The sequence below is a fragment of the Rhodococcus sp. S3 genome, assembly GCF_058211795.1.
This window is the reverse complement of sequence record NZ_CM177074.1, coordinates 325,150-346,854: the sequence shown is the minus strand read 5'-3', so window position 1 is coordinate 346,854 and position 21,705 is coordinate 325,150. Positions and strand designations below refer to the sequence as shown.

At 69.7% G+C, this 21,705-nt stretch carries 19 protein-coding genes; 14 read left to right on the top strand and 5 right to left on the bottom strand.

What is annotated here, in order from left to right; genetic code table 11:
• The first annotated feature begins 461 nt into the window (after positions 1-461).
• A complete protein-coding gene (locus AC0LPE_RS01615) occupies positions 462-2,060 on the top strand; it encodes an FUSC family protein (RefSeq protein ID WP_145690992.1) in 1,599 nt (532 codons plus the stop codon).
• A 40-nt stretch (positions 2,061-2,100) separates the two neighbouring features.
• Here AC0LPE_RS01615 and AC0LPE_RS01610 read toward each other — a convergent pair whose 3' ends face one another.
• Positions 2,101-3,675, bottom strand: coding sequence for a TRAP transporter large permease (locus AC0LPE_RS01610; RefSeq protein ID WP_016691028.1), 1,575 nt, complete (start codon positions 3,673-3,675; stop codon positions 2,101-2,103).
• Positions 3,676-4,002: 327 nt separating this feature from the next.
• Between AC0LPE_RS01610 and AC0LPE_RS01605 the strand changes: the two genes are divergently transcribed.
• Entirely contained in the window at positions 4,003-5,475 is a 1,473-nt protein-coding gene (locus AC0LPE_RS01605; RefSeq protein ID WP_423661124.1) for an MFS transporter, read from the top strand.
• On the opposite strand, the gene AC0LPE_RS01600 is transcribed toward AC0LPE_RS01605, so the two are convergent.
• On the bottom strand, positions 5,462-7,114 hold the full coding sequence (locus AC0LPE_RS01600; protein ID WP_229566846.1) for a PucR family transcriptional regulator: 1,653 nt from the start codon (positions 7,112-7,114) through the stop codon (positions 5,462-5,464). The genes AC0LPE_RS01605 and AC0LPE_RS01600 overlap by 14 nt on opposite strands.
• Before the next feature lie 328 nt (positions 7,115-7,442).
• On the opposite strand from AC0LPE_RS01600, the gene AC0LPE_RS01595 reads away from it, so the two are divergent.
• The 8 genes from AC0LPE_RS01595 (at position 7,443) to AC0LPE_RS01560 (ending at position 14,209) form a co-directional block, all read left to right on the top strand.
• The gene (locus tag AC0LPE_RS01595; RefSeq protein WP_006552488.1) at positions 7,443-7,892 is read left to right on the top strand and encodes a GlcG/HbpS family heme-binding protein; all 450 of its coding nucleotides are present in this window, start codon (positions 7,443-7,445) and stop codon (positions 7,890-7,892) included.
• 40 nt (positions 7,893-7,932) lie between these two features.
• On the top strand, positions 7,933-8,652 hold the full coding sequence (locus AC0LPE_RS01590; RefSeq protein WP_006552489.1) for an iron-containing redox enzyme family protein: 720 nt from the start codon (positions 7,933-7,935) through the stop codon (positions 8,650-8,652).
• A gap of 69 nt (positions 8,653-8,721) precedes the next feature.
• Positions 8,722-9,123, top strand: coding sequence for a Rieske (2Fe-2S) protein (locus tag AC0LPE_RS01585; protein WP_024102767.1), 402 nt, complete (start codon positions 8,722-8,724; stop codon positions 9,121-9,123).
• A complete protein-coding gene (locus AC0LPE_RS01580; protein WP_490605491.1) occupies positions 9,120-10,346 on the top strand; it encodes an NAD(P)/FAD-dependent oxidoreductase in 1,227 nt (408 codons plus the stop codon). The genes AC0LPE_RS01585 and AC0LPE_RS01580 overlap by 4 nt, the downstream gene beginning before the upstream one ends.
• Positions 10,343-11,797 carry an aldehyde dehydrogenase family protein gene (locus AC0LPE_RS01575; RefSeq protein WP_088899625.1) on the top strand — a complete coding sequence of 485 codons (1,455 nt, stop codon included), beginning with the start codon at positions 10,343-10,345 and terminating at the stop codon, positions 11,795-11,797. The genes AC0LPE_RS01580 and AC0LPE_RS01575 overlap by 4 nt, the downstream gene beginning before the upstream one ends.
• A gap of 39 nt (positions 11,798-11,836) precedes the next feature.
• Complete coding sequence (locus AC0LPE_RS01570; protein WP_006552493.1) at positions 11,837-12,193, top strand: Rieske (2Fe-2S) protein; 357 nt, start codon at positions 11,837-11,839, stop codon at positions 12,191-12,193.
• Positions 12,190-13,788 carry a gamma-glutamyltransferase family protein gene (locus tag AC0LPE_RS01565; protein WP_229566843.1) on the top strand — a complete coding sequence of 533 codons (1,599 nt, stop codon included), beginning with the start codon at positions 12,190-12,192 and terminating at the stop codon, positions 13,786-13,788. Before AC0LPE_RS01570 ends, AC0LPE_RS01565 begins: the two co-directional genes overlap by 4 nt.
• Positions 13,778-14,209: a RidA family protein gene (locus AC0LPE_RS01560; protein WP_229566842.1), complete on the top strand. Its 432-nt coding sequence runs from the start codon at positions 13,778-13,780 to the stop codon at positions 14,207-14,209. The genes AC0LPE_RS01565 and AC0LPE_RS01560 overlap by 11 nt, the downstream gene beginning before the upstream one ends.
• 99 nt (positions 14,210-14,308) lie before the next feature.
• On the opposite strand, the gene AC0LPE_RS01555 is transcribed toward AC0LPE_RS01560, so the two are convergent.
• Together AC0LPE_RS01555 and AC0LPE_RS01550 are read right to left on the bottom strand one after the other, a co-directional pair.
• Positions 14,309-14,887 carry a DUF2231 domain-containing protein gene (locus AC0LPE_RS01555; protein WP_490605490.1) on the bottom strand — a complete coding sequence of 193 codons (579 nt, stop codon included), beginning with the start codon at positions 14,885-14,887 and terminating at the stop codon, positions 14,309-14,311.
• Positions 14,888-14,958: 71 nt separating this feature from the next.
• A complete protein-coding gene (locus tag AC0LPE_RS01550; RefSeq protein ID WP_490605489.1) occupies positions 14,959-17,196 on the bottom strand; it encodes a DNA polymerase III subunit gamma and tau in 2,238 nt (745 codons plus the stop codon).
• Between the two features lie 131 nt (positions 17,197-17,327).
• Here AC0LPE_RS01550 and AC0LPE_RS01545 point away from each other — a divergent pair, with 131 nt between their 5' ends.
• Entirely contained in the window at positions 17,328-17,975 is a 648-nt protein-coding gene (locus AC0LPE_RS01545; protein WP_490605488.1) for a PadR family transcriptional regulator, read from the top strand.
• Between the two features lie 4 nt (positions 17,976-17,979).
• Here the strand turns inward: AC0LPE_RS01545 and AC0LPE_RS01540 are convergent, their stop codons facing one another.
• Positions 17,980-18,669, bottom strand: a complete 690-nt coding sequence (locus AC0LPE_RS01540) for a GntR family transcriptional regulator (protein WP_016691017.1) — start codon at positions 18,667-18,669, stop codon at positions 17,980-17,982.
• A 124-nt stretch (positions 18,670-18,793) separates the two neighbouring features.
• Here AC0LPE_RS01540 and AC0LPE_RS01535 point away from each other — a divergent pair, with 124 nt between their 5' ends.
• The 3 genes from AC0LPE_RS01535 to AC0LPE_RS01525 are packed head-to-tail and all read left to right on the top strand — an operon-like array spanning position 18,794 to position 21,703.
• Entirely contained in the window at positions 18,794-19,711 is a 918-nt protein-coding gene (locus AC0LPE_RS01535; protein WP_490605487.1) for a sulfurtransferase, read from the top strand.
• Between the two features lie 40 nt (positions 19,712-19,751).
• Positions 19,752-20,597 (top strand): hydroxyethylthiazole kinase, encoded by an 846-nt coding sequence (thiM, locus tag AC0LPE_RS01530; RefSeq protein ID WP_088899126.1) that lies wholly within the window; start codon positions 19,752-19,754, stop codon positions 20,595-20,597.
• Positions 20,597-21,703: an LLM class flavin-dependent oxidoreductase gene (locus AC0LPE_RS01525; protein WP_088899127.1), complete on the top strand. Its 1,107-nt coding sequence runs from the start codon at positions 20,597-20,599 to the stop codon at positions 21,701-21,703. Before thiM ends, AC0LPE_RS01525 begins: the two co-directional genes overlap by 1 nt.
• Positions 21,704-21,705 lie beyond the last annotated feature (2 nt).

Here is a 21,705-nt window from a genome sequence, read left to right as displayed (position 1 = left end):
TGTGCGATTCTCCCGACGAAAACGCACACGACCTCCCCCTCGATCGGACAGTGCAACGCGGATATCTCCGTGAGCGGACGGATCCGCGTCGTCACGAATTCACTCAGGGATGGCGGGTGCGGCGCTCGTCCGCCGAATGGAGAGCGGCGACGGACGCGAAGGCCGCAGCCAGTACCAGTAACAACAGCACAACATTGAGTGTCATGGAATGTCCTTTCACGGGGCCGGGTGAATTTCTCCCGACTTCGAAACAGGCGCTCCCCTCTTCTATCCCATTTACGAGAAATATGCGAGTCGACGCATTTTCCACCGGCGAATTCGATGCGTTCGCAATTCGAACGCCGACGAATTACCCGTCGAATATTCCGTCGGGAAATTCGACGGACCGACCCAGTGACCTGCGCCTCATGCGCGCCTGCCGACGGGAAACGCCGGCCCGCCGGTTCCTAAGGTGATACGACGTGGCGGAAGCGAGCGGAGATCATCGGGTCGTCGACCTGCCGCTGCCCACGCCCGCCCCGTTGCGGACCGCGATGCTGTCGGTTCCGCGGCAGGGACGCCGGTGGCCCGGCGCCGCACGCGCAGCCGCCACCGTCGCGGTACCCGGTCTCGTGGGCGTCGCCCTCGGATTCGGCGCCGTCTCCGCCATCGCCACACTCGGCGCCTTCGCCGTCGTCTACGGCGAGCAACGCCCCTATCGCGTCCGTGCCCGAGCGGTCGCCGTCATCGGGACGGTGCTCGTGACACTGGCGACGATCGGTGCCCTCGCAGGGTCGGTGGTCCACCACGAGCTGGCCGAGGGTGGGTCGGCGTGGTGGTACCTGCTGGTCATCGCGGCCATGACCGCGACCGTCGCGGTGTGCGCCTTCGTCGTCGACGCGCTGCGGATGGGTGCGCCCGGCGCCTTCCTGATGTTGTTGTCCCTCGAGATCGCGTCCGCTCTCCCCGCGCTGGGAGTGTCCGTCCCGACGGTCTCGGCCTGGACGGCGATCGGCGCGGGGACGGCCGTCGTGGTCTCCCTGTCCGGCGCCCCGTTCCGGCCGCGAACTCCGGAACGCACGGCGGTGGCCGCTGCGGTCGCCGCCGTCGACGCGGTCCTCGAGGAGAACTCACCCGGCAATCGCCGCGCCGCGGTCCACGACCTGCACGCCGCCTGGCAGTGCCTGCACGACGCCGGACTCGTCGACTCGGGGCATCCGCTGGAGCAGACGCTGCGCGCGGCCCACCTCCGATGCGCGGAGACACTGGACGAGCGGCCGCGGGACGAGGCGGTTCCCGAGGACGATCTGCGACTGCGGACCCCGCTGCGACGTCCCTCCGTGCGGTACCGCCTCGCGCGCGCCGCGCACCTGCGCAGCCGGTCGGCGACGATCGCCGTGCGCCTGCTCGTCGCGGGACCTGTCGCCGGGACGATCGCCATCGCGCTGGGCGTCGGACGCCCCGACTGGGCGGTCATCACGGCCGCGATGATCCTGCATCAGGGACCGGACCGGATCCTCGGCTCCTACCGGGCGGCGCACCGCTTCCTCGGCACCGTGCTCGGACTCGTCCTGGTGGCCTCTCTGACGCCCTTCCATCCCGGTGGGGTCGTCCTCGTCGCGGTGCTGGCCGCGGTGATGGCCGGCACCGAGATGTTCCTGGTGCGGAACTACGGCCTGGCGATGGTCTTCATCACCCCGCTCGTCGTCGTCCTCGGTGGTTTGGGCGCCCCCGGCGATCTGGTGACGGTCGCGCGCGATCGGTTCCTCGAGACCGTCGTCGGCGTCCTCGTCGCGCTCGCGGTGCTGTGGGGTGTGCTCCCCCGGGCCCACCGCCGCGTCCTCGTCTTCGCCGACGGGCGCGTCCGCGACGCCGTCACGAGGATCGCCGCGTCGACGGACGCGCGCGAGCTGCCCGAACTGCGCCGCGACCTCGAGTTCGACCTGCACGCCTCCACCACCGCGGCCGTCATCGCCGCGCACACCGAGCCGGCGTGGACCCGGGAACGCTGGACCGAGCATCGCCGTCTCCACGAACTCGGCTACCGGATCCTGACCCTGCCGGAACGACCGGGCCCCTGAAGCAGGGACCCGGTCGCTTCCGTCGGAACACGCGCCCTCGTCAGAACACCAGGACTGCGAAGACGGTCGAGAGGATCAGTCCCGCCATCACCGGCAGGAAGCACTTGCGGGCGAGATCGAGCACGGGCACCCGGGCGAAACCGGCCACCGCGACCAGCGAGGACCACGCGATGATGACGCCACCACCGGCCCAGATGTTGCCCATCTGACCGATCGCCGCGAGCGTCGAGGGGTCGACGTCGACGGCCGGGCCGAGAGCACCCGACAGCGCACCGGTGAGGGGCAGTCCGCTGAATCCGGATCCGTCGAGTCCGGCGACGAGGCCGATGAGCAGGATGCCGAAGGACGTGACGAAGGCGTTCTGCGGAAGGTTGGCCTGCACGGTGGTCACGAGGTCGAACAGGATCGCCGGGCCTGCGGCGTCGGCGGAGATGCCGAGGATCGGTCCCGCGAACTCCGGATTGCCGATGAAGAAGAAGCCGGCGATCGGGAGGACGCAGCCCATGGCCTTGAAGGCGAAGACCAGACCGTCGACGAGGTGATCCGAGGTGGTCTCGAGGAAACCTCCGCGGTCGGTCGACGCTGCGGCAGCGAAGAGGATCAGCGCTGCGATCCCACCCACGATCGCGGCGGCGTCACCACCCTGCAGCGGCGGCACGACCTCGGTGAACTTGCCCAGCATCAGGTAGACGATGAACGCGAGGTAGGCGAGCGGCACGAGCATCGCGAACGCCTTCGCGGTACCGCGGCGCTCCTTCTCCGCCTCGGCGTCGGGGTCGGCGACCGGGTCGGACGGCGCCACGAGCACCGCCGTGGCCGTCGCCGCATGCTCTCCGCCACCGCCGGTGGGGCCACCGGCGGGTTCCGGCCGACGCGGAGGACGGGAGCCGCCGCCCGAGGAGTCGTCGCCACGGGTGTCGCCGATGCCGCGGTCCGCTTCGGCCTCCCACTCGACGAGGAGGTCGGGGGACGGCGCACGCCAGTGCCGCTTCTGCACGAGGTAGGTGATCAGCAGGGCCGTGCCGCCGACGATCAGGGACAGGACCATGGCCTTGTCCGCGACGGCGTCGGCCTCGACGCCGGCCGCCGATGCGGAGATACCGGGCGCCACCTTGATGATGTAGTCCGAGGACAGCGCCATGCCCTGACCGCAGATCGCGATGACCATGCCCACCGACAGCGGGGACATGCCCGCGCGGATCGCGACGGGGATGAGCACCGCGCCGACGAGGGGCACGGCCGGGGTGGGCCAGAAGAACAGGGAGATCACGTAGGTGACCGCGGCGAGGACGAGGAAGCTGCTGGTGCCCGCACGCATGACCCGCCGGAACGGCGCGACCATCATCCGGTCGGCGCCGAGCTGGCGCAGCGCGCCGAGCATGGCCGTGACCATCGCGATGATGAGGAAGATGTTGAACAGTTCCTTCGCCGCGACGAGGCTCGCGTTGAAGATGGCCGACAGTCCCGTGACGATGCTGCCGGAGAATGTCAGTGCGGTCAGGAAGGTTGCGACGACTGCAGGAACGACGATGTTCTTCCGCAGGGCCATGGTGGCCAGGATGACGAGGATGCCGGCCAGGTAGACCCAGTGCGCGGCGGTGAGTTGTACGTCCAAGGCGATTCCTTCGACAGGGGGGTGGAACGAGTCGGGCTGTGTTCGTGGACGGTGAATGGGAACTCGATGTATTGGGGGAACTTTCCGCTACGGCCCGTGCTCGGTCAACGAGAACGGTGCACATTGCCCGCCACGCTAGCTGTGCACTGTGTTCCACTTTTGCGATTTCGTGACGACGAGGCGCTCGGATGTGAAATATTGCTACGAACATGTGTCGCGCGCCCCGCGCCGCCCTCACGACGTCGTCGAATGTGCACCCTGCACCGGTTCCCCCGGATCCGATGTGCACCTTCACTCCGCGATGGCGATGCATCCGACGGTAGCGCAGTGCGAAAGTGGTTCGACGGTACGAACCGTGCCGCGCAGTTTCCCGAGGTTCCGGAGAGTTCGATGACCACTCGCACCGATACACCGGCAGCGCCGGCAGCCGAGACGGATACGGGCACTCCCCTGGCCCTGTCCGCCCTGCTCGCCGGAACCCTCGTCGGGACACTGAGCAACAACATCATCAATGTCCCACTGCCACAGATACTTTCCGACTTCGACGCAAGCCTCGAAGACGGCGCACTACTGGCCGTCGGCTTCCTTCTCACTTTTGCTGCGGCAATGCCCCTTGCAGGGTACATCGGTGACCGATACGGTCGGCGTCGCGTCTACTGCGGTGCCCTGCTCGGCACCGCGATCTGTGCTGCCGGAGCGGCGACGGCGCCGACCCTCGAGATCCTCGTGGTCTGGCGCGCCCTCGGCGGAGTCGCGGCGGCCGCATTCGCTCCCGCGGTCATGGGATTGATCGCGTGGCTGTTCGGCGCGCACAGACGCGCACGCGCGGTGAGCGCGTGGGCCACCGTGAACGGACTCGGTCAGGCCATCGGCCCCACCTTCGGCGGTTTCGTTGCGGGACATTGGGGTTGGCGATGGGTTTTCGTCCCGATGATCCCGATTGCACTGATCGGACTGGCCGGAACGCTGCGCTGGATCCCGATCTTCCCCGGACGCCGGATGACCCTCGACGTGCCCGGTGCGATCGCACTGACGCTCGGTTCCGCCGGAGTCGTGCTGGGACTGAGCATGTTCGGACAAGCGGGTGTTCCCACGTCCGTCGCGGGGATCGCACTGGCCGTCTCGATCGTCGTACTGGTCGGTTTCGTCGTGCACTGCCTCCGCGCGGACGTGCCGTTCGTCGACGTCCGGTTGCTGGTCGAGAGCAGGTTCGCGCGGAGCGCAGCCGCCGCCTTCGCGCAGATGTTCTGCCTGGGCGCGGCTCTGCTGGCGGTGCCGCTGCGGTTGCACGCGACGGGCGCGTCGACAGCCACGGCCGGGGCCATCCTGTTCGCGCTGCCCGCGGTCATGGCGGTCCTCGCACCGGTCGTCGGCCGCACCGTCGACCGCGTCGGCGCACGGCGGATACTGCGGGCGGGACTGGTGGTGCTCCTCGTCGGTCAGATCGCGCTCGCCGTCGTCCTCTCGGCGGACGAACCGCGCCTGTGGCTCGTCGCGACCGTCCTCGCGATCACCGGCGCCGGTATCGCCGCCGTGCAGACCCCCGCGGCCGCCGGCTCGACGCGTTCTCCGGCGGGCGAGCGCGGAACGGGGCTGGGAGTGTTCAACCTGATCCGGTTCGGCGGCTCGGCCGTCGGGGCGGCGTGGGTGACCGTCGCGCTCGGTTCGTGGACGGTGGGACCGCTCTTCGCGGTGTGCGCCGTGGTCGTGTGCGCGGGGTTCGCCGCGTCGTTCCTGGGGGCCGACCCCGAGGATCACGTCGCGACCGGCTCCGAGTCGACCGCTCTCAGCGGTAGTTGATCTCGTTCTCGACCGAGGTGCGCAGCCGGTCGAGAAGCTCGAGGCGAACGGCGAGCCAGGCCGTGAACTGGTTCTCCGGCAGCCGGACGTCCATCCCCATCGCGCGGGAGATCCGGTCCAGCTTCGACAGCATCGTGTTGCGGTGCACCGACAGCTCCCGCGCCGCCGCGTTGACGTTCCCGCCGGCCGCGAGATAGGCCGACAGGGTGTCGTACAGGTCGGTGCCGGGCTTGAGCGACCCGAACACGTCGCCGACGAACCTGCGGCTGCGATCGGTCTCGGCGACCAGCTCGAGCACGCCGTAACCCCGCAGGTCGCGGTACGCCACCGAACCCGACATGCCGAGCCGCTGCCCGATGCCGAGTGCCACACGGGCCTGCCGGTAGCTCTCGCGGATCTGGTCCGCGCCGACGGCCGGAGCGCCGTGGGCGACGGGCACCGGGCGCACGCGCCGGCGGGACAGGTCCTGCGACACCGCGTCGGCGTATTCGGCGATCTCGAGTTCGACGTCGCGCGGGTCGCGGTAGCGGAGCGACCGCACCACCACCAGGACGTCGCCGATCACCGTGACGTACGAGCGCACCGACGGATGGGGCAGGACGCTGGCGGCGTACCGGGCCAACCGCAACAGTCCACCGGATTCGTCGCCGCCCGGGCCGGCCGGGTTCTCCCCGTAACCGGGCGCGACGAAGACCGCGAACGACGAGGTGAGGTCGATGTCGTGGTACTCGGCGCGGGCCTGCATGTCGTGCTGGCTGGTGAAACTGCCGTGCACCAGCGCCTGCACGAAATCGCCGCGGGCCCGTTCCTCGGCCTCGTCGACGCTGCGTTGCCGCAGCATCTCCGACCCGATGATCGCCGTCGCCTGTTCGGTGACGACCGCGTGCTGGGCCAGTTCGTGCGGTCCGGGAGACGCGCCCGAGGCGAGAACGACCACCCAGCCCTCGAACCGTTTGCCGAGCCGGATGGTGCTGGCCGTGCACGTCCAGGGTGCGCCTCCGACGACCTCCTCCAGCACGCGGGTGTCGTGGTGCGCGTGACGATCCGCGGCCGTCACCGTCGACAGCTGCTTGTGCAGGATCCCCGAGATCTCTTCCGCCCGAGCGGCATCCACACCGTGGAAGGCGACGGCCTGACCGCGCGCGTCGAGCGCGATCGCCGGATGCTGGGCGAGCGCCGAGACCTCCTTGACGAGCAGGTTCAGTCCCGCGCCGCGGTGCAGCAGGCCGGCGAGCGTCGAGTGCACGTGCGCGGAATAGCGCATGACGTGCACTTCCTGCATCAGCGACCGCTCCGCGAGCAACCGGTTGAGTGCCGCGAATCCGACGGGCAGGTCGAGTTCGATCACCACCAGTCCCGCCGGCCAGGACACTCCGGCGGGCACCGCGCCGTCGACGACCAGTGCCGCCGCGTCGCGGGCCGCGAGCGCGGACAGGGCGTGCGCACTGTCGGCCAGTGCCTCCGGCCGCATGTACACGGCGACACCGGTGAGATCGTCGAATCGGCCGACGACCTCGCCGAACGGCAGCACCCAGGTGAGCGCCCGGTCGAGATCGGCCTCCCGATCCACGACCCGGGCGCCCTCCATGAGCGGTTCGTCGAGCAGTCCTCGGACTGTCAGACGCGGGCTCGATTCCATGGGGACCTGCTTCCATCGGGAGCATCGGCGGGCCGTGAGGGGGTGGACCCGTTGACACCGTGGCGGTGTGCACTTTCTACACCAGTTACCAGAGTCATGCGTCCCAGACACATGTGCACTGTGTACACCGAATCCCGAAAACAACGGTGATCTTGACCGTCCCCATCGGCGCACGGCCCTGTTAGAAATGAGCCACGCCGGACACACCGCTCCACCGCTCCGGCACCCGCCGACACTTCAGCGACGCGGCATCGGCGGGACGCACACGGATCCCGACGCGGACCAGGAATCGTCCGACTCTCCGACCCGACTTCGAAAGTGGAGACCAATGCATCGAATCCACCGCATCACCCTCGACGACGCACTCCCCCTGCTGGCCGCCGGCCGCGCGAAGGCCGAGGAGATCGGCGTGAAGCAGACCCTCTGCGTCTGCGACGAGAGCGCGAACGTCATTGCTCTGCACCGGCTTCCCGGCGCCCGCCTCACCGGCGTCGAGATCGCCATGGCGAAGGCGTTCACCGCCGCCGGCCACGAGCGCGCCACCCACCTGTTCAACGAGGGTCCCAACGGACCCGCCCTCCCCGGCAACGAAGCATTCGGCATCAGCCACATGCTCCCCGGGAAGTTCGCGATCTTCGTCGGCGGCTTCCCCCTCGTCTACGACGGACAGATCGTCGGCGCCGTCGGCATCAGCGGCGGCAACGGCGAGCAGGACAAGGCGGTCGGCGCCGCCATGATCGCCGAATTCGAAGCTCTGACCTCCGCGATCAACGCCTGATCGCATCCCCCGCACGACCTCCTCATCGAAAGGCATCATCATGACCGAACTGCTCGGACGCGACGAATTCCGCGCCGCACTCGAAGACGCCATCAAGGGACGCGAGGCGAAGAACGCATCGTTCAGCAAGGCGTGGGCCGAGGGCAAGCTCGAGAAGCACCACTTCGCCCGGTGGGCCGAGAACCACTACCACTACGTCGGCCCCTTCGCCGACTACCTGGCGAACATCTACTCCAACACCCCCGATCACTTCACCGACGCCAAGGACTTCACCCTCCAGAACATGTACGAGGAGGAGCTGGCCGACATCCGGCACACCGACCTGCTCATCAAGTTCGCCGAGGCGTGCGGCACCACCAAGGAGCGCGTCGAGGATCCGAACAACATGAACGCGGTCACCCGCGGACTGCAGGCCTGGTGCTACGCGGTGTCGCAGCGCGAACACTTCGTCGTCGCCACCGCGGCCCTGGTCGTGGGCCTCGAATCCCAGGTGCCGAGCATCTACAAGAAGCAGATCGTCCCGCTCCGCGAGGTGTACGGCTTCACCGAGGACGAGATCGAGTTCTTCGACCTGCACATCACCTCGGACGTCGTGCACGGTGAGCGCGGCTACCAGATCGTCCTGGACTGCGCGGACACCCCGCAGCTGCAGCAGCGCTGCCTGCAGCTCGTCCGCTGGGGAGCGGAGATGCGTTTCTCGTACACGAAGGGCCTGTACGACACGTACGTCGCCCCCGATCTGGAGCTGGCGTCCGCCTGATCCGATGCGCGGGAGCGGAAGTCGCTCGCGGCTTCCGCTCCCGTTCTCGCACACGAGCGAAGGAGAAGCATGTCCACCGAAATCATGGGCAGCGGGACCGCCGGCACCGACACCGCCGCGGAGTCCCCGACCTGGGTCGCCGTCGCCACGGTGAAAGAGGTGACCCGCCGCCGCAAACTCCGCGTGGAGGTCGACGGCCTCGCGATCGCACTGTTCCATGCGAACGACCGCATCTACGCCTTCGCCGACCTGTGCATCCACCAGGACCGTTCGCTCGTGAAGGGCACGCTCCTGCACGGCCGGGTCATCTGCCCCGGCCACCAGTGGCGCTTCGATCTCGAGACCGGATACGAAGAGGACCAGGACCTCTGCCAGCCGGTCTATCCCGTCCTCGTGCGCGACGAGACCGTCCTCGTGGACCTCACCCCGCGTCCGGCACCGGCCGCATCCGGAAAGGAGTGCACGGCATGACCGTTCGCACCGTAGTCACAGTGGGCGCCGGCCAGGTCGCCGCCGTCGCCGCACGCACCCTGCGCCGCCGCGGCTTCGACGGACGCATCGTGCTGCTCGGCGACGAGCAGCACGCCCCCTACCAGCGTCCGCCCCTGTCGAAGGAATTCCTCGCGGGTCGTGAAGGAATCGACTCCCTCGCACTGCTGACCCGGAAATGGCTCGACGCCAACGACATCGACATCCGCACGGGCGTGTCGGTCCAGCGCATCGACACCGCGACCCGCACCGTCGAGTTCGACGGCGGCGAGATCGCCGCCGACGCGATCGTCCTCGCCACGGGCGGACGCCCCCGCACCCTCGCCACCACCGGTTCCCGGCCCGATCTCGTCCACTACCTGCGCACCCTCGACGACGCGACCGCCCTCGCAGCCCGCCTGACCCCGGGTTCGAGTCTCGCGATCGTCGGCGGCGGCTTCATCGGACTCGAGATCGCCGCGACCGCACAATCTCTCGGGGTGACGGTGACGGTCCTCGAACAGGCCGAACACCTTCTCGGAGGCATCCTCGGCGAGCAGGTCGGCCGGCACTGCGCCGAACTGCACCGCCGCAACGGTGTCGACCTGCGCACCGGCACGGGCGTCGCGTCGGTGACCACTTCCGATCGCGGTGTGCGGATCGAGACCACCACCGGCGGGATCGCCGAGGCCGACGCCGTGGTCGTCGGCATCGGCATCGTCCCCAACACCGACATCGCGGCGGCGAGCGGACTCGCCGTCGACGGCGGGATCGTCGTCGACGCCACCGGGCGCACCTCGGTCGAGAACATCTACGCGGCAGGCGATGTCGCGAAGCGGTTCTCCCCGCGCGAAGGCCGGCACGTGCGCGTCGAACACTTCGACAACGCGAACCGCCAGGCGGCGGTGGTCGCCGACACGATCGTCGGGCGGCAGTCGCTCTCCGACGACCCGCACTGGTTCTGGTCCGATCAGTACGACTCCAACATTCAGTTCGCCGGATCAGCCTCCGGAACAACCGAACTCGTCGTCCGCGGGGACACCGACAGTGGAGAGTTCTCGGTCTTCTACCTCGCCGGCGACGTTCTGACCGCCGCCTTCGCGATGGACCGCGGCGAGGACATCATGGCGGCCCGCGAACTCATCGGCCGCAGGGTCGACGCAGCGCTGCTCGCCGACGAGGACACCGATCTGTGGGAGATGTACGAGGAGGTCGAGCCCGCATGACGATCACCGGACTGAACCACATCGACGGCAACTGGGTACCGGCCGCCTCCGGCGCGGTCTTCGAACGCCGCAACCCCGCCGACGAGACCGATCTGATCGGCACCTTCCCGGACTCCGACGCCATCGACGTCCGCAACGCCGTCGACGCCCTCGACAAGGCCGCACCCGAATGGGCCGCCACCCCGCCCGAACGTCGCGCCGCGATCCTCGAGGCAGCCGCCGACCATCTCGCGGCACGCTCGGCCGAACTCGTCGACGAACTGATCCGCGAAGAGGGCAAGACCCGAGCCGAGGCCACGATGGAGGTGAGCCGCACCCCCATGAACCTGCGCTTCTACGCAGGTGAGGCACTGCGCGCCACCGGCGCGACCTTCCCCGGTCCGGGCTCCACCACCGTCTACACCGTGCGCGAACCGATCGGGATCGTCGGTGCGATCACGCCGTGGAACTTCCCGCTCAACATCCCCTCCCGCAAGCTCGGGCCCGCGCTCGCCGCCGGCAACACGGTGCTGTTCAAGCCGTCCGAGATCACCCCGCTGATGGGACAGCGACTCGTCGAGGCCCTGCTCGCCGGTGGTCTGCCGGCCGGCGCGATCGCACTCGTACAGGGCGACGGCAAGGCCGGTGCGGCAGTCTCCGGCGACGAGCGGATCGCCGCGGTGACCTTCACCGGGTCCACCGAGGTCGGACGCGCCATCCACCGCAGCGTCGGCCCCGACCGGCGCGTACAGCTGGAGATGGGCGGCAAGAACCCCGTCGTCGTCCTGGACGACGCCGATCTCGACGCGGCGGCCGCACTGATCGTCAAGGGCGCCTTCGGACTGTCGGGCCAGGCGTGCACCGGCACCAGCCGTGTCGTCGCCGTCGACGCGATCCACGACGAGTTGCTCGAGAAGGTCGCCGAACGCACCCGCGCCCTGCGGGTGGGACCGGGTTCGGGTGCCGCCGTCGATGTCGGCCCGCTCGCGAGTCGCGGTCAGCTCGACAAGTTCCTCGAGTACGTCACCATCGGCACGGACGAAGGCGCACGGCTGGTGTGCGGCGGCGTGCGATGCGAGGACGACACGCTGCGTGGCGGATTCTTCGTGCGGCCCACGGTCTTCGCGGACACCGCACCGGGGATGCGCCTGCTGACCGATGAGATCTTCGGCCCGGTCCTGGCCTTCCAGCGCGCCGGTTCCTTCGACGAGGCCCTCGCCCTTGCGAACGACACCGCCTTCGGGCTCAGCGCCTCCGTCGTCACCCGGAGCCTGTCCGCCGCACAGCGATTCATCGCAGGGTCGCGGACCGGACTCGTGAAGGTCAACCAGCCCACCACGGGAATGGCCATGAACGCGCCGTTCGGCGGCTACAAGCAGTCGAGCACGCAGACCTTCAAGGAACAGGCCGGCCCCACGCTCATGCAGTTCTACCAGTCCGAGAAGACCGTCTACCTCTCCCCCGACGCCTGACCGGCGACACCGACCCTCGACAAGCCTGGAGGAAAGACCATGGAGTTCAAGCGAGTGGCCCGATCCGGGCAGGTGCCCGAAGGCATCGTCCGCCGGTTCTACGCCGAGGACTACGAGTTCGCCATCTCCCGACTGGACGGCAAGGCGTACGCCACGTCCAACTACTGCTCACACCTCGACTGCCTGCTGTCGTCCGGCAAGCTCGTCCAGGACGGCATCGGATGCTCCTGCCACGGAAGCGCATTCGACCTCGAGACCGGCGAGCCGATCTGCCCGCCGGCCACCGAACCCATCAAGACCTATCCGTGCGAGGAGCGCGACGGCGAGATCTTCGTCGGGATCGACCCCGCCGAGCCGCCGGAAGGACCCCGTCGACGTCGGATGCGGTCGGCATGACCCGGCGCGCGACACGACCGGCGACGCTCGCGACCGGAGGCATGGTCGCGTCCAGTCATCCACTCGCGAGCCTCGCCGGGGTCCGCGTCCTCGAGGACGGTGGCAACGCCGTCGACGCGGCCCTGGCGATGGCAGCGGTCACCTGGCTGACGCTACCCGGCCAGTGCGGCATCGGCGGTGACGCGTTCGCCGTGGTCCGCGAGCCCGACGGGTCGGTGTGGACCGTCAACGGCAGCGGTTACGGACCCGACGGCGGCACACCGGACTTCTACCGGGAGCGGGGACTCGACGCGATCCCGCTCGACGGGGCGCTCGCCGTCGCCGTCCCCGGCGCGCCCGCCGCGCTGGCCGCACTGCACCGGCGGGGAGCGAGCAGGTCGCTGCCCGAACTGTGGGCGCCGGCAGCCCGGATCGCCGAGAGCGGCCTGCCGTGCTCGGCGAAGACCCGGACCGATGTGCAGGTCGCGCTGCGTGCGATCCGCGGCGACGCCGGACTCGCCTCGGTGTACACACCGGGCGACCACGTCCCGCGCCTCGGCGACGTGCTTCCCCAGCCCGATCTGGCCCGCACGATCCGTGCGCTGGCCGAGGATCCGGGCTCGTTCTACACCGGCACGCTCGCCGAGCGCTGCGTGGCTACGCTGCAGGGGGGCGGAGCACCGTTCAGCGGCGACGAATGGCAGGCCGGGGCGGCAGTGGACGCGGAGGCGGCTCTCACCGGCACCTATGCGGGGCACGTCGTGCACCAGACCCCGCTCCCGACGCCGGGATGGATGGTCCTGCACCAGGCCGCCCTGTGCGACGACGCGCTCGGTACCCACCCTGTGCTCGGCGCGGCGTCGATCGACCGGATGGCCCGCGCGGCCACCGTCGCCTTCGAGGACAGGCTCCGCTGGTGCTCGTCGGACAACGACGGGGTCGCACGGGTGCTCGAGCCCGCGAACATCGCAGCCGGTCGCGCACGGATCGAAGAGCGTGCACTCGCCGAGGCCTTCTCGGTCTCCGCCGGGGACACGACGTCGTTCGTCACCGTGGACTCCGAGGGGCGGGCGGTGTCGTTCATCCATTCGCTGGCGTTCACCTTCGGAGCGAAGCTCACGGTGCCCGGTACGGGCATCGTGCTCAACAACCGACTCGGTCGCGGTGCCTACCTGATCGACGGGCATCCGAACGAGGTGGCGCCGCGCCGCAAGCCCCTGCACACGCTCAACGCGTGGATCGTCACCGACTCGGCGGGCGAACTGCGGCATGTGGGCAACACGCCCGGCGGCGACGGGCAGGTGCAGTGGAACATGCAGTTGCTGTCGCACCTGCTCGACCACGGTCTCGACCCCCAGGAGGCGGTCTCGGCGCCGCGCTTCACCGTCTTCCCGGGATCGGACGCCAACGTGCTCGGCGAACCGACCGCGTTGCGGATCGAAGGCGACGTCGCCGACGGCGTGTGCGACGAACTGCGCGAACTCGGTCACCGGGTGGAAGTGCTCGAACCACTGGGCGCAGACGGAAGCGCACAGGTGATCTCGATCGACGACCGCGGAGTGCTGTCCGGAGGCAGCGATCCACGACAGGAGGGGGTGGCGCTGGGTGTCCTCTGACATTGCTGCTGTTGCACCTCGGCCGCAGGGCCGGTACGTCCCGGCCGTGCTGGCCGGTGACACCGTCCGCACGGCGGGCATGACCCCGCGTCGCGACGGCGAACTGATCCTCACCGGACGGGTCGGCGCGGAGGTCACCGTCGAACAGGCCCGGGCCGCCGCGGTCGTCGCGGTGGGCAACGCGTTGGCGGCGATCCGCGCAACGGTGCCGGAGGGCACGTCGTTCCGGCCGGTCGAGATGGTCGTCTACATCGCGAGCGCGCCCGGCTTCGTCGACCTGTCGGTGGTCGCGGACGGCGCGTCGGACGTGATCGAACGCGAACTCGGTGTGGACGCACTACCGGCACGCACCGCAGTCGGCGTCCACACCCTGCCCGGTGGAGCGCCGCTCGAGATCGCGCTGACCGCCGTGTGCCGGTAGGCGGGGGTTCACAACCGAGAAACGAGGCTCACAACCCTGGTGGTCGACCCTCAGGGTTGTAAGCCTCCTCTGTGGGTTGTGAACCTCGGCGACGAACGCTCAGCGCTTCGCGCCGATGTCCTCGAGTTCGGCTGCAAGATCGACGCTCTCGGACGGTCGCTGCCACCGATACACTCCCCCGCCCTGGGCGTAGGAGAGGTGACCGCCGAGGGCACCACCGACACCGACGGCGCCGAGACCGATCAGGGTCCACACCGTCCCCGCCCGGTCGTGGCGGGCACGTCGCGCGCGATAGGACGTCGCCATGCAGATCACCCCGATCGCGTTCGACACGGCGTGCACCGCGCCGACCCTGCGCTGAGGGACCTCCTCCAGCGTGGAGAAGTCGGTGTACCCGGTGACGATCGTCGGGACGGCCGCGCCCAGTCCCAACGCGACGAGTCGCCGGGACGCGGTGCGCTGCCCGGGCAGCGCGTCCAACGCCGCCGCGGACACCCACGACCCGATCGGGACGGTGACGAGAAGGGGATGGACGGGGTGTCCGAGCCAGGAACCTCGGAGCAGGTCGTCGACGACGGAGCCGTCGAGGACTCGCCGTATGCGCTGCGCGATGCGCTCGGCGGGCCGATCCACAGCGTCGACGGATTCGACGGCGCGCAGGAGTTCGTGCAGGTTCATGATGAGGCCATACCCGTCGACAGCAGAGACGAATCGCCGACGCGGTCGATGCGACCTGGGACTCGGTACGACTACTTCTCGTCGAGCGGTTTCGCTCCCAGCACGTCCTTGAGCAGCTCGATCGCGACTTCCTCCGGATCGCGGCGCGTCGACGGGTCGCCGGGCGTGGCGGCCTCGGCGAACATCTCCTCGACGTCCGCCTCCGTCATCTGCGACGGGTCGGGCGGCGGCGCGTCGTAGCCCGAGCCCGGATCGTCGGGAAGGTCGGGCGCTTCGGGCGGCGGAATGTCGTCGACGTTCTCCGCGGACGGACGTGTGAACGTCGGAGCAGCCGACGGTGCCGCCGCCGGTCGCTGCGGTGGGGCGGGGGCTTCGACGGGAGCGGGCGCCGCGGCGTTCTTCGCCTGACTCGGCCGGGAGAAACGCGGTTGACCCGCCGGACGCGAATTCTTCTCGGGCGCCGGGGTTCTGGCAGGCGCCTCCGCAGCAGCGGAACCGTGGACGCAGGTGACCTCGAACTCCCCGCCGAAGACCGCCTTCAGCGCATCGGCGATGACCGTGGCGTTGCGCGCGTCGGCGAGTCGCTTCGCGAGCGGAGCGGAGTCGTGCACGAGCACGACGCGGGTGCCGTCGACCGACCGCACGGTGGCGCCCGAGAGCATCACTTCGACGGTGCGGCTGCGTTCGCGGACCTTCGCACGCACCTCCGACCACACACCCCGCATCTGGGCCGCGTCGGGACCGCCTGTCGCGCGGGCGGGTTCGGGTTCGGGAGCAACCGGCTCCTCGGGGGCGGGCGGCGGAACCTCCTGCGCGGCAACCTCGTCGGGCACACTCTGCGGCTGCGGCGCCTCCGGGACGACGGGAGGTTGCGCGGCGGCGGGAGACGGCGTCGGGGTCGGTACCGGCTGGGCCGGTTCGGGCTGCACCGGTTCGTGCTGGGCAGGGGGTTGCTGGGCAGGAACTTCCGGTTGCGGCTGCGCGGCCTCGCGGGGCTGAGCAGTCTCGGTGGACGGTGCGGCAGGTGCCACCTCGGCTGCCCGGCGCTGGGAGGGACGCTGGAAACGTGCCGCGGGTTCGTCGGGCGAGATGGGCGGTGCGGCAGGCGCGGCGGGTGCTGCCACTGGCTTCGGCGCGGCACCTCCGACAGGAGCCGCGACGATGCCCTGTTCGAGTCGTTCGAGGCGTTGCAGGACAGCGGTTTCCGCGTCGGACGCTGCGGGGAGCAGCATGCGCGCGCACATCACCTCGAGCAGCAGACGCGGCGACGTCGCCCCGCGCATCTCACCGAGCCCGGCATGCACGATCTCGGCGTAGCGGGTGAGGGTGGCCGGACCCAGGCGGGTCGCTTCGTCGCGCATCCGCTCGAGGACGTCGCCGGGAGCGTCGACCAGTCCGCGCTCGGCGGCGTCGGGGACGGACTTCATGAGGATGAGGTCGCGAAGGCGTTCGAGGAGGTCGACGGCGAAGCGACGTGGGTCGTGTCCGGCGTCCATGACCTTCTCGACGGTGCCGAACAGCGCCGCGCCGTCGCCGGCCGCGAGCGAATCGACGGCCTCGTCGATGAGCGCGACGTCGGTGACGCCGAGCAGCGACAGGGCGCGCTCGTAGGTGACGCCCTCGGGGCCGGCACCGGCGAGGAGCTGGTCCATCACCGACAGCGAGTCGCGGGGGGATCCACCGCCGGCACGGATGACCAGCGGATAGACCGCGTCCTCGACCGGCACGTTCTCCTGGCCGCAGATCTGCTCGAGCAGACCCCGCATCGCCGTGGGAGCGAGGAGCCGGAAGGGATAGTGGTGCGTGCGCGACCGGATGGTGGGCAGCACCTTCTCGGGCTCGGTGGTCGCGAAGACGAAGATGAGGTGCTCCGGCGGCTCCTCCACGATCTTGAGCAGGGCGTTGAAGCCCTGCGTGGTGACCATGTGCGCCTCGTCGATGATGAAGATGCGGTAGCGCGACTCGGCCGGAGCGTAGAACGCGCGGTCGCGGAGTTCGCGGGTGTCGTCGACACCGCCGTGGCTCGCCGCGTCGAGTTCGGTGACGTCGAGGTTGCCTCCACCGCCCGGGCCGAGCGACACGCACGACCGGCACGTGCCGCACGGCGTGGACGTGGGGCCGGTCTCGCAGTTGAGCGAGCGGGCAAGGATGCGCGCCGAGGACGTCTTGCCGCATCCACGAGGGCCCGAGAACAAGTAGGCGTGGTTGATGCGGCCCGTGTCGAGCGCCGTGCTGAGGGGCACGGTGACGTGCTCCTGCCCCACCACCTCCGCGAAGGTCGCAGGTCGATACTTCCGGTACAGAGCCACGCGCCGAGCGTACCGGCGGCTCCCGACATGCACGGAGGTCGGTCCGTCGACATCTGTGGCCGAGGCCACTCTTGCGTTAACGATATATCGAGATCTATCGTGATCGTATCGACAAAGAAGGAGACGCACAGATGCGAACCCACGAACATCCCCGCGGCCGTCGCCGCGCCATACACGATCGAAATCTCCCCGGCGGCCCGTTCCGCGCCGACGGACCCCGCCGGCGCGGACACCACCCGCACGACGACGAACCCGGCTTCCGCCCGCACCGCGGTGGCGGCGGACGGGGACACGGCGGCCCGCGAGGAGGACGACGCGGCCGAGCACAACGAGGCGACGTCCGCGCGGCCGTCCTGCGCCTGCTCGGCACCGAACCGATGCACGGCTACCAGCTCATGGAAGCGATCGCCGAACGGACCGGCGGCGCCTGGCGCCCCAGCCCCGGCGCGATCTACCCGACGATCTCCCAACTCGAGGACGAAGGACTCGTCACCGTCGAGAAAGAGGGCGGACGCAAGCTCGTCTCACTGACGGATGCGGGCCGCACGTACATCGACGATCCGGGGAACGAGCTCATCGACCCCTTCGCCGGTCACGATCCCGATTCCGACGCCCCCGACCTGCGACTCGCACTGCGCGAACTGCAGGTCGCGACACGGTCGGTCGCGATGAGCGGTTCCGACGCCGAGGTCGCCGCGGCACACGCGGTCCTCACCGAGGCCAAGAAGTCGCTGTACCGGATCCTCGCCGGGGACACCGACACGTCCGATCAGGAGTGAAGGCTCAGCCGCGGGCGAAGAGGCGGATGCGCTGCTCGCGGCTGCGCTCGAGATGAGCACGCATGTGCTCGCGGGCCGCGGACTCGTTCCGCGCCCGCAACGCGTCGAGAATCTGCGCATGCTCCCGGTTGAGCAGATCGGGCTCGCCGTAGTTGGACGGCGGCCCGGAGTCGTAGATCCGCAGCTGGGTGGTCAGACGCACGAGCAACGTCGTGATCGTCGTGTTGTGCGCGGCCTGCCACAGCGCCTCGTGGAACCGGAAGTTCCCGATGCGCACCGCGGCGTCGTCGGTGGCGGAGCAGCACGAATCGTGCAGCCGCTCGAGCCTGGCCATGTCGAGATCGGTGTGCCGTATCGCCGCCGCGCCGGCCGCCTCGGATTCGAGCGCGACGCGCGCCGCATAGATCTCGATGACGTCCTCGGGTGTGCCCGAACGCACCCGGAAGCCGCGACTGGCCCGTTCGAGCAGACCGTCGTGCGCGAGCCAGTTGAGCGCCTCACGGATGGGGGTGCGGGACGCCCCGTAGGTCTCACTGAGCTGGGTCTCGTGCAGAGCGGCGCCGCGTGGGAACTTCCCGGCGAGGATGTCCGAGCGCAGGCGCAGGTACTGCTTGGAGGTCTGGTCGTCGCGCCCGGTGGGCGGCTCGACGAGAAGTGAGCTCTCCAGCTCGGCCGTCGCGTCCTGCTCGGTCATCTACACCCTCCGTAGGCATGCCGTTTACGTGCGCCGATTATGCCACCGTCAACTTACGCATACTTGCGTATACGTTATTCGTCGTTTAGCGTCGCTCCTCGAACACGACGAGAGGACCCAACGCGTGACCGAGGCGGCTTTGCGGGACGAACAGGTGCTGATCAGCGCCGAAGAACTCGCGAGCGACCCCGGCGCACACACGGTCCTGCACGCCACGGTCACCTTCCCGAAGCCTCGTTTCGACGGCGACTACCGACCGGAATCCGGTTACGCGACCTGGCGCGCCGCGCACATCCCGGGATCCGTGCACGCCGACCTGCTCGGCGGATTCAGCGCCCCCGGCACCGAGCTGCACTTCTCCCGCCCCGCCCCCGACGACCTGGCAGCGGCCCTGGCCGAACTCGGCGTGGCCCCCGACGCCGACCTCGTGATCTACGACGACGGTGGCATGACCTGGGCTTCCCGGCTGTGGTGGATGCTGCGCAACATCGGCATCTCGGCCCGAGTCCTCGACGGTGGCTTCGCCCGTTGGACCGAGCTCGATCTGCCCGTGGAGACCGGCGACGCCGCCGAACGCCGCGCCACCACATCCCGGACCGGTCTGCCCGACCGCGGCCTGTGGCGCGACCGCGACGACGTGCTCGCCGTGGCCTCCGGCGACGCACCGGGCACCCTCGTCTGCGCGCTCGACGCCGAGCAGTTCGCAGGCACCGCCACCACTCGTTACGCGCGCCGCGGGCACATCAGCGGGAGCCGGAACCTGCCGGCCAAGAGCCTGCTCGCCGACGGCATCCTGCGGAGCACCGATCGGATCGCCGAGATGGCCGAGCAGGCCCTCGCCGATACGGCCCGGCCCCTGATCCTCTACTGCGGTGGCGGCGTCTCGGCCTGCCTGGTGGCGCTCGCACTGGTCCGGACGGGCCACGACGACATCGCCGTCTACGACGGATCCCTCGAGGAGTGGACGGCCGACCCCGCGCTCCCCATGCGGACACTCGGAGAAAGGGAAGGGCGACGCATGATGCGATGTCCGCGATCCTGACCCGCTTCATCCCCTCCCCCATCTCCCGACAGGATCCTCCGTGACCACGACCCCCACCGTCGACGATCTCGCCGTCACCCTCGACGCCCTGCGTGCCCGGACGCCGCTCGTGCACTCGCTGACCAACATCGTCTCGGCCAACTTCCTCACCAACGTGCTGCTCGCCGCAGGCGCCAGCAACGCGCACATCGACAACGCGCACGAGGCAGGCGATTTCGCGCGCATCGCCGGTGGAGTGCTCGTCAACCTCGGTACGCCCTTCGACGAGACCTCGGTGGCCTTCACCCGCGCGGCGGAGGCCGCGCACGACGCCGGCACCCCGTGGGTCCTCGACCCCGTCGGCGTGGGCGGACTCGCGTGGCGCACCTCGCTCGCCGCCGACCTGCTGAAGTTCCACCCCACCGCGATCCGCGGCAACGCCTCCGAGATCATCGCGCTCGCCGGCCTCGGCGGCGATACGCGCGGCGTCGACAGCGCCGACGAGGCCGCTGCCGCCGTGCCCGCCGCGCTCGCGCTGCTCGACCGCGCGGATGCCGTGTCGGCCTCCGGTCCCGTCGACCACCTCGTCGGCCGCGACCGCGACGGTGGGATCGTCGGGCTGCGCATCGCCGGTGGCAGCGCCATGCTGCCGCGTGTGACCTCCACCGGATGCTCCCTCGGCGGACTCGTCGCGGCCTATCTCGCGGTCGCGGAGACCCCTCTCGTCGGCCTCGCGGCCGCCCACGCGCACGTCGCCGTCGCGTCCGAGATCGCCGAGGAGAACTCCACCGGCCCCGGCTCGTTCGCCGTCGCCTATCTCGACGCCCTGTTCGCCGTGGACGCCGACACGCTGCGTGCTCGCGCCCGCGTCGAACCGTTCGAACTCCCCTCGAAGGACACGAAGTAATGCCCATCAAGACCTTCTGGTATCTCACCCAGGCCGACGGCGACTACCCCTGGAGCCCCGGCGGGTTGTACCCGGTGGACGGGCAGCGGCAGATCGAACTCGCGAAGACCATCGACGACGGCGGCTTCGAAGGTGCGCTCGTCGCGACCTGGCCGAACGACCCCTTCATCTCGGCGACCTGGGCCGCGGCGCACACCAGCCGGATGAAGTTCCTCGTCGCGATCTACGCGAACATGACGCCCGCGCGACTGCTCGCCGAGAAGGCCCTGACCTTCGACGCGTTCAGCGGTGGTCGTCTGATGATCAACTCGGTCAACGGCCGGGAGAACATCCTCACCAAGTACGACATGAACGTCGAGCACGACCGTCGGTACGAGCTCGGTGAGAAGTACTGGGCGGAGTTCCGGCGCATCTATGCCGAGGGCACCGCGTCGAACTTCCCGAACACCCCGCTGCGCATCGATGCTCCTGCGGACCACTCGGTCCCGCTGTGGGGAACGGGCGACTCCCCCGCCGGTCTGCAGAACGCCGGCAAGGTGCTCGACGCCTACCTGATCATGCTGCGCGAGACCTCGTTCGTCACGGAGAAGTTCACCGCTGCACGCGAATCCGCTGCAGCGGAGGGGCGCGGGTACACCGACTTCGGCGCCCTGTCCGGCGTCATCGTGCGTCCGAACCGGGACGAGGCACTCGAGCGGTTCCGGTCGCTGTTCGAGAAGGCCGGGATCGAGCAGATCCAGGACGTGCTCGACAAGGCGGTGCGCCGCCGCACGCACGGCAAGCAGGATCTGAAGACCTTCACCGCGCGCGACGCGCAACGGCAGGGCTGGGTCGACACCATCAACGCCGGCAAGCTCCCCGAACCCGAGGACCTGTATCTCGGCGACGGACTCTACGCGGGCATCACCGCGTGGTCACCGCTGGACATCTTCGCCACGGGCTCGTCGGCGGTCTATTACGTCGGCGACCCGGACGAGATCACCGGCCACGTGCGCACCCTGCGCGACGCGACCGGACTGACCTCCCTGATCCTCGCCGGATGGCCGCTCATCGACGAGGCGAAGAACGTTGCGGAACATCTGATTCCGCGTTTCGACACGCTCTGACG

Bases quoted from the DNA above. Each gene is read 5' to 3' on its own strand.
- AC0LPE_RS01600 (WP_229566846.1), bottom strand. From the start codon at position 7,114: ATGGAATCGAGCCCGCGTCTGACAGTCCGAGGACTGCTCGACGAACCG.
- AC0LPE_RS01595 (WP_006552488.1), top strand. From the start codon at position 7,443: ATGCATCGAATCCACCGCATCACCCTCGACGACGCACTCCCCCTGCTG.
- AC0LPE_RS01590 (WP_006552489.1), top strand. From the start codon at position 7,933: ATGACCGAACTGCTCGGACGCGACGAATTCCGCGCCGCACTCGAAGAC.
- AC0LPE_RS01585 (WP_024102767.1), top strand. From the start codon at position 8,722: ATGTCCACCGAAATCATGGGCAGCGGGACCGCCGGCACCGACACCGCC.
- AC0LPE_RS01580 (WP_490605491.1), top strand. From the start codon at position 9,120: ATGACCGTTCGCACCGTAGTCACAGTGGGCGCCGGCCAGGTCGCCGCC.
- AC0LPE_RS01575 (WP_088899625.1), top strand. From the start codon at position 10,343: ATGACGATCACCGGACTGAACCACATCGACGGCAACTGGGTACCGGCC.
- AC0LPE_RS01570 (WP_006552493.1), top strand. From the start codon at position 11,837: ATGGAGTTCAAGCGAGTGGCCCGATCCGGGCAGGTGCCCGAAGGCATC.
- AC0LPE_RS01565 (WP_229566843.1), top strand. From the start codon at position 12,190: ATGACCCGGCGCGCGACACGACCGGCGACGCTCGCGACCGGAGGCATG.
- AC0LPE_RS01555 (WP_490605490.1), bottom strand. From the start codon at position 14,887: ATGAACCTGCACGAACTCCTGCGCGCCGTCGAATCCGTCGACGCTGTG.
- AC0LPE_RS01545 (WP_490605488.1), top strand. From the start codon at position 17,328: ATGCGAACCCACGAACATCCCCGCGGCCGTCGCCGCGCCATACACGAT.
- AC0LPE_RS01540 (WP_016691017.1), bottom strand. From the start codon at position 18,669: ATGACCGAGCAGGACGCGACGGCCGAGCTGGAGAGCTCACTTCTCGTC.
- AC0LPE_RS01525 (WP_088899127.1), top strand. From the start codon at position 20,597: ATGCCCATCAAGACCTTCTGGTATCTCACCCAGGCCGACGGCGACTAC.